This is a genomic window from Acinetobacter sp. UBA3025, assembly GCF_002367915.1.
Lineage (GTDB): Bacteria > Pseudomonadota > Gammaproteobacteria > Pseudomonadales > Moraxellaceae > Acinetobacter.
This window is the reverse complement of the sequence record NZ_DFDO01000099.1, coordinates 1-9,505: the sequence shown is the minus strand read 5'-3', so window position 1 is coordinate 9,505 and position 9,505 is coordinate 1. Positions and strand designations below refer to the sequence as shown.

The following is a 9,505-nucleotide window of genomic DNA, read 5'->3' as shown; positions in this document are numbered from 1 at the left end:
AATTCAGTACAAACTGAACTGCGACACGGGCCTGATTGGGCCATTCTACTTTAGGTACATCACCATGATAGCCAATCAAGTCACGTGAATAAGGCTGGTTTCGAATTTGATCTATGAGTTCTTGTCCGCGTAGATAGGTACTGGTCACGTTTAATCCCTGATGTGTTATATCAAAAAGTAAAATTGAATAAGCGTGACAAGCAATTTATGCGCCAAAAAGGTTCATTTAATTTCTTCTAAATTCACCTATTAGTTTTGCCAACTGCTCTATACCATCAAATGTAGTTGGAATCTTATCGTCAGATGAAACAAGTGGAGAAAAAATAATATTTTCAAATTTTTCAAAACCACTTGAATTTTTCTTATGTAATTTTTCTGAATCTTCAGCATAGCTATAAATAAACTGGCAAAGTGCCATGCGGAGTTCAAGTTGCATCATTTGGGATTTTACAGATCGTACTTCTTGTAGATTAATTCTATAAAAATAGAGCATAAATAAAATTAGAGAAATTGAAGGAATTACCATGTACCATATAGTTGTGGAATTTATTGATATTTCATTCGCAATTAAATATCCAAAAAATAATATTTCTATAATGGGTATTAGTAAAATTATTCTGAAAAGCCACTTATAATTTCTTTCGGGATTTTTTAGGTCGACCTTTTTCTGGTCATACAAATTTTTAAAACCCGCATTTAATAGAACAAAGTCATAAGTTTGTTTGTTCTTTTCAAGGCGTTCTTCCAGCTCTTTGACAAGATTATATTTATCTGAAAAATTTTCTTCCCATTTTTGAATTTGCAATAAAGTTTGATCATTTTTTTCTAAAAGACTTTTAAAATCTGAAAAATCTTTTTCCTCTAAAAACTTTCTAATATCATTTAATTTAGAATTACTATAAATTTCTCCACAGATTAGATAAGGAATTTCATCTACAAAATCATAATGTGTTTTAAACTTTAAATAATTTCTATTTTTTTCAGTATAAATAAAGTCATAGAAATTTCTGAGTATTGGAACTTCCTGCTCATTTTCACTAATTCCTCTTCGAAACCCCCATTCCTTAAGATAAACATATAAAGTCACTGCTCCCCACTTTAAATGCTCTAATTCTGTATTAGTAACTTGAGTACTTAATTGTGATAAATCAAATAAAGCCCATTTTTTTGTTTGTTTTAAATTTTCATCTAAAAAACTTAAATTTTCTTTATTAAACAGACTTTTTAAAGATCTAACTTTATGGGCCCATCTTTTTTTTTCTTCATTTTCCGAATTTAGATTCTTATTGGCTGTTTCAAATAATTTTGCTAAGGCAAATTCAAATTCTTGTGCTACAAAAGAAAAAACCATCTGATCCCCTAATTTTTATAGATAAATTATCGAATCATTATAAATAAAAAGCCCCAATTAAGGGACTTTTCATCTTTAAAACAAAAAGTACCGCTGCGCCATCGGCAACACTTCTGCTGGCTCACAGGTCAGATGCACACCATCGGCACGAACTTCATAAGTTTCTGGATGCACCTCCATTACAGGGCAATAACTATTATGTTTCATGTCCTGTTTGGTGACCTGGCGTGTCGCCTTACATGGTGAAATCAACTTTTTCAGACCTAATTTTTCATGTACGCCATCATCAATTGCAACTTGTGAGAGGAATGTAATACAGGTGTTATGTACCCCGCGCGGATAAGCCCCAAACATTGGACGATAATGCACAGGCTGTGGCGTTGGAATAGAAGCATTAATATCACCCATTGGCGCTGCTGCAATCATCCCGCCTTTAATAATCATGGATGGTTTTACTCCAAAAAATGCAGGCTTCCACAATACCAGATCAGCTAACTTACCTTCTTCAACAGAGCCAATTTCATGGCTTAAACCGTGAGTAATTGCAGGATTAATCGTATATTTGGCGATATAACGTTTAACCCGGTTATTGTCTTTATAGGCAGTATCACCTTCCAAAGGCCCACGTTGCACTTTCATTTTGTGCGCCGTTTGCCAAGTCCGTAAAATTACTTCACCGACACGGCCCATCGCCTGAGAGTCAGAAGACATCATGGCAATTGCGCCCATGTCCTGCAATATATCTTCTGCAGCAATGGTTTCGCGTCGGATACGGCTTTCTGCAAAGGCCACATCTTCTGCAATCGCTGGATCTAAATGGTGACAGACCATCAACATGTCTAAATGTTCATCGATGGTATTGACGGTATATGGACGAGTTGGATTGGTTGAAGATGGTAATACATTCGGTTGACCAATGGCTTTTAAAATGTCCGGAGCATGTCCGCCACCTGCACCTTCGGTATGGTAAGTATGAATGGTTCGATTTTTAAAAGCTGCCAAAGTTTCTTCCAGAAAGCCACTTTCGTTTAGTGTGTCAGTATGAATAGCAACCTGCACATCGTACTGGTCGGCCACAGTCAGACAGTTATCAATCGCTGCTGGTGTCGAGCCCCAATCTTCATGCAGTTTTAATCCGACTACACCAGCTTTAATTTGCTCTGCAATTGGCTCTGGCTGGCTTAAGTTGCCTTTACCTAATAAACCAATATTCATCGGTAAATCATCAATCGCTTGCAACATGGTGGCAATATGCCAAGGTCCTGGAGTTACTGTGGTCGCAGAAGTTCCAGCTGCCGGACCCGTACCGCCGCCGACCATCGTGGTTGTGCCAGACATTAATGCCGTTTCAACTTGCTGCGGGCAGATCCAGTGAATATGGGTATCAATTCCGCCAGCTGTTAATATTTGTCCTTCGCCAGCAATGACTTCTGTAGCTGCGCCCAGTGGAATGGTAATATTTGGCTGAATATCCGGATTGCCGGCTTTACCGATTTTCCAGATTCGGCCATTTTTTAAGCCCACATCGGCCTTTACAATACCCCACCAGTCAACAATCAGCGCATTTGTAATGACAGTGTCAGCCACTTCAGATGACAAAAGTTGTGATTGACCCATACCATCACGAATGACCTTGCCGCCACCAAATTTAACTTCTTCACCATAAGTGGTGAAATCCTGTTCGACTTCAATGAATAATTCAGTATCAGCTAGACGAACACGATCCCCGGCTGTCGGTCCAAACATTTCGGCATAAGCACGACGTGACATTTTCATGATTTATAAACCTTTATAATTCTGCTGCAATTTTTATGAATCGAGCTTGCCCATGATCCGCCCGGCGAAACCATAAACTTCACGTTTCCCAGCCAGTGCGACCAGTTCCACATCACGTTTTTGCCCCGGCTCAAAACGAATCGCCGTACCAGCAGCAATATTTAAGCGAAAGCCTTTGGCCAACTCACGGTCAAACTGCAAGGCATCATTCGCTTCAGCAAAATGGAAATGTGATCCGACCTGAATCGGCCGATCACCAATATTAGCAACAGTTACCTTCAAAACTTCCCGACCGACATTCATTTCAATATCGCTCTCAGGCGTAAAAATTTCTCCTGGAATCATGTACTGCTCCTAGACGATCGGTTGATGGACAGTGACCAGCTTTGATCCATCTGGAAAGGTTGCTTCAACCTGCACTTCTGCAATCATTTCCGGAATGCCTTCCATGACATCATCACGTGTCAATAAGGTCGTACCGTAATGCATTAATTCACTGACGGTCATGCCATCACGCGCACCTTCAAGCAATGCCGCAGAAATATAGGCAATGGCTTCTGGATAATTCAGTTTTAAACCACGAGCTTTACGACGCTCTGCCACCAGACCCGCAGTAAAAATCAGCAGTTTATCTTTTTCTGTAGGGTTGAGTTCCATAACTGGTTCCTCATTGATATATATGTATTTCTAAGCAAAATATGTGCAAGATTCGATATTTGGTGTTCTCTCTCCCTTTGGGAGGGAGTTAAAGGAAGGGTTTTAATAAATGTTTAATCACCTCTCCCTAACCCTCTCCTATAAGGAGAGGGAATTAAAGGGTTACGTCCGCCAAATCCTCGGAAATGCCTCATCCAGACCGAACCAGTAACGTCTTAATCGAGCGCGAATTGCAGCAAAACCATCATGGCATTGACGGACATCATCTCCCAGAAAACGTGCACTAATTACATCGCCAAGCAAAGTCAAGGTAATCGGTACATCCATCCGCATAATAAGCTCACGAATTAAATCGAGATGCTGTTCCAGATAAAAACTCGCGCGATATTTTTCAGGCGGTACAGCCCAGAAGCTACCCATCACCGCATGTCCATTCATACCTAGACATGAACTGAGCCAGCGGTCATTGCCCTTAAAATTCAAGGTGTCTGCAACCAGCAATTTGTCTTTGCGCCAAAGCTGAAACCGGTTTTTATAAGCTCCCTGTGCAAACTGCTCATCTCGTGCCTGACGGCCGATCACCAGCATATCCCAACCAATAAAACTGGCTGCTGCATCTAAGTGGACGATTGTTTCGGAACTGGCATTAGCGCCATCAAATAGCATGGTTTCTTGAGGCAGCCATTCAAAAATCGCATTGTCATTTAAACGGATATGAATGTGCTGAAAGGCCTGCTTGCCATTGGTTCTGTACCACTTACCCGCACCTGGTGTGGTCACCAAGGCATGGGCATTCGCATCCACCTGCATATCAAAAGTGAGATGATCTCCACCGGCGATCCCTGCTGGCGGATGCACGATAATGGCATGGCAAATCCCATTGGCTTCTGGCCATAACATTTTCTGGATGCGTACCGGTCCATGATGCTTGCGATGTTGCAAAATGGTTCGCGCAGTCTGTTGCTGCGCCTGAAATCCCATTTCCAGACGTGCATACCATAAGTTCTGCTGCGTGCTTTTTTCTGCCAGTTCGTACATCAACAAATCAATCCAATATCATCTGAAAATGATTTTCCAGGCATTAAGCCAAACCAATGACAGCAACAACTGCAGCTAGACCACCAACGATCTGCTTGCCATAAGGCACATATTTTTTCACGAATGCACCTAGAGCCAAGCCTGCACCATAAATCAAAGCCATTGCTGAAACCATACCGACAATTAATAGCGATACATGTCCACCTTGACCCAGTTCACTTCCATGCGCTACGCCGTGGAAGCTGGCCAATAAAATTGCAGCGACAGGCAAAACCTTATTCGATTTAGTCCATAGCGCAACAGCTAAAATAACCAGTGAAGCGATGATGCCTGACTCAGCCAGTGAAGTTGAAAGCAGACCCTTGCTACCGAGCACAAAGCCTGCAACCATCGCTACTGCCAGACCGATGAGACCCGAAATTTTCCAGCGTTGATTTGCAGTCCACATCAATACACCAAAGGCAATCGCCATCATCAGGTGATCTAAACCAGTAAAAGGATGGACAAAGCCAGACCAGAATCCACTGTGATGGTCATGTCCCGCGTGAGCAAATGCCAACATCGGTAAAGCTGCCACGCTTGCAACCAGTAACTGTTTGAATAGACGCATGATGAATTTCCCCTTAAGACTTAAATAAACCTTGTTTTTCGATAAAGCTGATAATTTCGTTCAAGCCATCTTGTGTTTTCATATTAGAAAATAAAAATGGTTTATCGCCACGCATGCGCTTCGCATCCTGATCCATCACCTCTAGGCTGGCACCCACCATTGGTGCTAAATCTGTTTTATTGATAATCAGCAGATCCGACTTGGTAATTCCCGGACCACCTTTACGTGGAATCTTCTCGCCACCGGCAACATCGATTACATAGAGAGTTAAATCGGACAATTCAGGACTAAAGGTTGCCGCAAGGTTATCGCCACCACTTTCAATAATGATCAGCTCCAGTCCATCAAACTTTTCACACAAATCATCAATCGCAGCCAGGTTAATGGACGCATCTTCACGAATCGCAGTATGTGGACAGCCACCTGTTTCCACACCCACGATACGATCTGGTGACATCGCTTCATGACGGGTTAAAAAGTTCGAGTCTTCTTTGGTGTAGATGTCATTGGTCACCACTGCCATATTGTATTTTTCACGCAGTGCAAGACATAAATTCAGGGTTAAAGCCGTTTTGCCTGATCCAACCGGACCACCAATTCCAACGCGTAATGGACTACGTTCTGACATGTTGATTTCCTTTATTACATTTTCTGGGCATCAGTTTTAATGATGCTTTTCGATCTTTTTACTACTGCTCTGGTCTGAAGATTATGACCGGAATAAGCGTGAATACTGGGTTTCGTGCGACATGCTTAACATGGCATATTGCGGTAATGCGCTGCTGATTTCATGATCGTCCAAAGCTAATGCAGCCTGTACAGCTTCAGGAATTTCCTGATGTAATTGCCATATAATCCGCTGCCCGCTCATTTGCCCGAGTGGAATGGTTTTTACTGCTGCCAGCACCTGATTTTCCAAAACTGTAAAGCTATAAGCAGTTAAGACATCGGCAAGATCTAAACCCAACTCACCACATAAATGTGCGTACACCGGCACAAACCCTAATTGCTTTTTTACGCTCGGCGGCTGTTTTAAAACATCCCTAATCCATGCATTCAAGGAAAATGCCAACTGCTGAGATTCAGCCAGTAATTCTTTGGATTCTCGGCTAGCCCGATAGAGTTCTGCCCAATATTGAAACTGTTCAGGATTATCAAAAGACTCCACCAGACGCTTGAGTACTGGAAGCTCAAAACGCACCAGCAGCATTTCCAGTACTTCTTGGAAGTAGCTCACACAGGAGGCTTCATCATGCACCATGCCTTTTTCAATCGCACTTTCCACCCCTTGTGAATAGCAGTACGCTCCAATCGGCAATGCCGTTGAAGATAAAGTCAGCAAGCTGAGCAGTTGAGACGCATTAGTGATGGACATGATGTAAAGCCTTGATTGGGCTTAAACGGTGGTCATGCTGATGCTGTGCATAAGCCCCACTTTCAGGTTCAAATGGATACATGACTTCCTGAACTTCAAGACCTAAACCTTGCACCATTTCAGCCAGTACATGATCCGGTTCAAAGTACAATGCAGTAGGTGTTAACATGAGAGGAACATGACGATTCCCCAGATGATAGGCTGCTTTTAATAAGTCAAAGCTATTGTTTGTAGTCACCTGCATCAATTTTTCAGGTTTCGCATCGACCCGAAGAATGTCACCCTGTTCAGTTGCTATAAAAGAACCACTACGCAAGATTCCAGTACGTGGTAAATCTGCACCAATATCGACACCATTTTTTAAAGTTGCACGAAAACGGCTCTTTTGTCGTGTATCGAATGTGAGTTCAAGAGACTCAAAATCACTTTCTGGTGCAATGTTTTCCAAACGTTGCGTATAAATTTTCATAATTACCCTACTGATGCTGATAAATCCTGTATTTGTTCCAAATTGAAACCAAATAATTTTTAGCATTTAAAATTTGCATCAAAATAAAGCAGTTATCGTGCCAACTTGGTTTGTTAAAAGATCTAAAATTGAATGAAAGATAAAATCTCAATTTTTTTTGTTGAGCTAATCCGTAAGTTAAATTATTTTCTTGATTCAAAAATTTAAGCTAATATCTCTACAATTATTAAATAAGAATATGAGAGATAAATGGCAAAATTCTTAAATACAAGCGGCACAAATTTCTTTTTAGAAGAACTCATTAAAAATGCCAAAGAACGTCTAATTTTAATTAGCCCATATTTGCGTCTCAATGATCGTATTAAAGAGCTATTGGAAGACAAGGATCGGCTGAAAATTGATATCCGTATTGTCTACGGCAAAAGTGATCTGCATCCTGATGAAATTAAATGGATGCAAAAACTGGATTATGTGCGTCTAAGTTTTTGTAAAAATCTACATGCAAAATGCTATTTGAATGAATCAGAGTGCATCATTTCAAGCTTGAATCTCTATGAATTTAGCCAAGTGAATAACAATGAAATGGGGATTCTAATCCGCAAGTACGAAGATAATGATGTATTTAAAGAAGCTTATGAAGAAGCACAACGGATTATTCGAATTAGTGATGAAGTCCGTATTACTTTAGATGAGGTAAAAGCAGAGACCATCCCAACTGAAGAGAATAAATCAGAAGAAAATACAGCGTTCACGAAGCTGACCACAGCGAAGCTTGCAGCAAAACTAGGCTTAAAAACAGCAGACACTTTTGAGAAATTGATTGCCAAAGGTTATCTAACACTCAATGAAAATGGAAAGCATTTTTTAACAGATGAAGGTAAATCTGCAGGTGGAGAATTCCGAACTGGACAATATGGCATGTATTTTTTATGGAGTGAGAATACAGAGATTTAATTATATTTATAAATCCCTCCAAACCTCCCTTTTATAAAGAGAGGCGTCTTTCCCTCTCCCTTTGGGAGAGGGTCAGGGAGAGGGAATTTAAATTGCCACCAGATCCCGAATCCCTTTTTCCGGCATTTCACTTCCAACACCCTGAGCAATCACTTGTCCACGTGCCATGACGGTATAACCATCTGCCAGTTCTTCAGCAAAGTCATAGAACTGTTCCACCAGAACAATTGCCATTTCACCGCCATCAGCCAGCTTACGAATTACCCGACCAATATCTTTAATGATAGATGGCTGAATCCCCTCAGTCGGTTCATCCAAAATGAGCACACGCGGTTCAGATGCCAATGCGCGAGCAATCGCCAGTTGTTGTTGCTGGCCACCGGATAAGTCACCGCCGCGTCGATACTTCATTTCTTCTAATACCGGAAAAATCTCATAGAGATGTTCCGGAACTTTACGGGTTTTGGCTCCTTTAAATTTCGCCATGCCAATCAGAATATTTTCTTCAACGGTTAAAGTCGAAAAGATATCTCGACCTTGCGGCACATAGGCCAAACCTGCCCGAACTCGCTGTTCAGGGCTCAGTTTGGCAATATCTTTGCCATCTAAAAGAATCTGACCTGATTTGATAGGCAAAATCCCCATCAGACATTTCAGCAGTGTGGTTTTACCAACGCCGTTACGACCCAGAACCACTGAGCACTCACCGACAGGCGCATTGAAAGACACATCACGTAAAATGTGACTACCTCCATAAAACTGATTTACGTCTTTAACTTCTAGCATCAGTCAGCCCCTTAACGCCCAAGATATTTTTCAATGACATCTTCATTGGCTTGTACTTCTGCCAATGTGCCCTCAGCCAAAATCGCCCCTTGTGCCAGCACTGTTACTTTTTCACTAATGGTATCGATGAAGCTCATATCGTGTTCGACGACCACCAGCGTATGACTTTTTTTCAGCTCCAGACACAGTTCAGCAGTCCGTTCAGTTTCAGCATCGGTCATCCCAGCCACAGGTTCATCCAATAAAATCAATTTTGGACGTTGCATCAGCAGCATGCCAATTTCCAGCCATTGTTTCTGACCGTGCGATAAAAGCCCTGCAGGTTTGTGAATAAATTCCTGCAAGCGGATTTGCTGTAAGGATTCATCCAAGGCATTTTGTGCATCCGGATCGAGCTTGCTGAAAAAGCTTTTTTTAACACGTTTATCTTTAGGTGCAGCCAAGAGCAAATTTTCCATCACGGTGAAATTTTCAAACACCGTGGGTTTC

The 9,505-nt window shown here is 41.5% G+C and carries 12 protein-coding genes and 1 pseudogene; 1 reads left to right on the top strand and 12 read right to left on the bottom strand.

The window, feature by feature from the left end; genetic code table 11:
* The 10 genes and pseudogenes from B4J23_RS04030 to ureE all read right to left on the bottom strand — a co-directional run.
* Positions 1–148: pseudogene (locus B4J23_RS04030) on the bottom strand (allantoinase); the annotation flags it as partial.
* A 78-nt stretch (positions 149–226) separates the two neighbouring features.
* Complete coding sequence (locus B4J23_RS04025; RefSeq protein ID WP_291358811.1) at positions 227–1,351, bottom strand: hypothetical protein; 1,125 nt, start codon at positions 1,349–1,351, stop codon at positions 227–229.
* Positions 1,352–1,426: 75 nt separating this feature from the next.
* Positions 1,427–3,127 carry an urease subunit alpha gene (gene ureC / locus B4J23_RS04020; protein ID WP_291358810.1) on the bottom strand — a complete coding sequence of 567 codons (1,701 nt, stop codon included), beginning with the start codon at positions 3,125–3,127 and terminating at the stop codon, positions 1,427–1,429.
* Between the two features lie 33 nt (positions 3,128–3,160).
* Entirely contained in the window at positions 3,161–3,472 is a 312-nt protein-coding gene (locus tag B4J23_RS04015) for an urease subunit beta (protein ID WP_005235571.1), read from the bottom strand.
* Between the two features lie 9 nt (positions 3,473–3,481).
* Positions 3,482–3,784, bottom strand: coding sequence for an urease subunit gamma (ureA, locus tag B4J23_RS04010; RefSeq protein ID WP_004785859.1), 303 nt, complete (start codon positions 3,782–3,784; stop codon positions 3,482–3,484).
* Positions 3,785–3,946: 162 nt separating this feature from the next.
* Positions 3,947–4,822, bottom strand: coding sequence for an urease accessory protein UreD (locus tag B4J23_RS04005; RefSeq protein ID WP_291358809.1), 876 nt, complete (start codon positions 4,820–4,822; stop codon positions 3,947–3,949).
* Positions 4,823–4,865: 43 nt separating this feature from the next.
* Entirely contained in the window at positions 4,866–5,432 is a 567-nt protein-coding gene (locus B4J23_RS04000) for a HupE/UreJ family protein (protein WP_200228444.1), read from the bottom strand.
* Between the two features lie 13 nt (positions 5,433–5,445).
* Positions 5,446–6,060: an urease accessory protein UreG gene (ureG, locus tag B4J23_RS03995; protein WP_004785864.1), complete on the bottom strand. Its 615-nt coding sequence runs from the start codon at positions 6,058–6,060 to the stop codon at positions 5,446–5,448.
* 81 nt (positions 6,061–6,141) lie between these two features.
* Positions 6,142–6,807, bottom strand: coding sequence for an urease accessory protein UreF (locus B4J23_RS03990; protein WP_291358808.1), 666 nt, complete (start codon positions 6,805–6,807; stop codon positions 6,142–6,144).
* Positions 6,794–7,276 (bottom strand): urease accessory protein UreE, encoded by a 483-nt coding sequence (gene ureE / locus B4J23_RS03985; protein ID WP_034171445.1) that lies wholly within the window; start codon positions 7,274–7,276, stop codon positions 6,794–6,796. Before ureE ends, B4J23_RS03990 begins: the two co-directional genes overlap by 14 nt.
* Positions 7,277–7,525: 249 nt before the next feature.
* Between ureE and B4J23_RS03980 the strand changes: the two genes are divergently transcribed.
* Positions 7,526–8,230, top strand: coding sequence for a phospholipase D family protein (locus tag B4J23_RS03980; protein WP_004785869.1), 705 nt, complete (start codon positions 7,526–7,528; stop codon positions 8,228–8,230).
* An 87-nt stretch (positions 8,231–8,317) separates the two neighbouring features.
* On the opposite strand, the gene urtE is transcribed toward B4J23_RS03980, so the two are convergent.
* Both urtE and B4J23_RS03970 read right to left on the bottom strand, forming a co-directional pair.
* Entirely contained in the window at positions 8,318–9,016 is a 699-nt protein-coding gene (urtE, locus tag B4J23_RS03975; RefSeq protein WP_200228440.1) for an urea ABC transporter ATP-binding subunit UrtE, read from the bottom strand.
* Positions 9,017–9,027: 11 nt separating this feature from the next.
* On the bottom strand, positions 9,028–9,505 hold a 478-nt coding region (locus B4J23_RS03970), incomplete at its 5' end, for an ATP-binding cassette domain-containing protein (RefSeq protein WP_291358807.1).

Excerpts from the sequence above, each read along its gene's own strand:
- B4J23_RS04025 (WP_291358811.1), bottom strand. The coding sequence starts at position 1,351 with ATGGTTTTTTCTTTTGTAGCACAAGAATTTGAATTTGCCTTAGCAAAA.
- ureC (WP_291358810.1), bottom strand. The coding sequence starts at position 3,127 with ATGAAAATGTCACGTCGTGCTTATGCCGAAATGTTTGGACCGACAGCC.
- B4J23_RS04005 (WP_291358809.1), bottom strand. The coding sequence starts at position 4,822 with ATGTACGAACTGGCAGAAAAAAGCACGCAGCAGAACTTATGGTATGCA.
- urtE (WP_200228440.1), bottom strand. The coding sequence starts at position 9,016 with ATGCTAGAAGTTAAAGACGTAAATCAGTTTTATGGAGGTAGTCACATT.
- B4J23_RS04000 (WP_200228444.1), bottom strand. The coding sequence starts at position 5,432 with ATGCGTCTATTCAAACAGTTACTGGTTGCAAGCGTGGCAGCTTTACCG.
- ureG (WP_004785864.1), bottom strand. The coding sequence starts at position 6,060 with ATGTCAGAACGTAGTCCATTACGCGTTGGAATTGGTGGTCCGGTTGGA.
- B4J23_RS03990 (WP_291358808.1), bottom strand. The coding sequence starts at position 6,807 with ATGTCCATCACTAATGCGTCTCAACTGCTCAGCTTGCTGACTTTATCT.
- ureA (WP_004785859.1), bottom strand. The coding sequence starts at position 3,784 with ATGGAACTCAACCCTACAGAAAAAGATAAACTGCTGATTTTTACTGCG.
- B4J23_RS03980 (WP_004785869.1), top strand. The coding sequence starts at position 7,526 with ATGGCAAAATTCTTAAATACAAGCGGCACAAATTTCTTTTTAGAAGAA.
- B4J23_RS04015 (WP_005235571.1), bottom strand. The coding sequence starts at position 3,472 with ATGATTCCAGGAGAAATTTTTACGCCTGAGAGCGATATTGAAATGAAT.
- ureE (WP_034171445.1), bottom strand. The coding sequence starts at position 7,276 with ATGAAAATTTATACGCAACGTTTGGAAAACATTGCACCAGAAAGTGAT.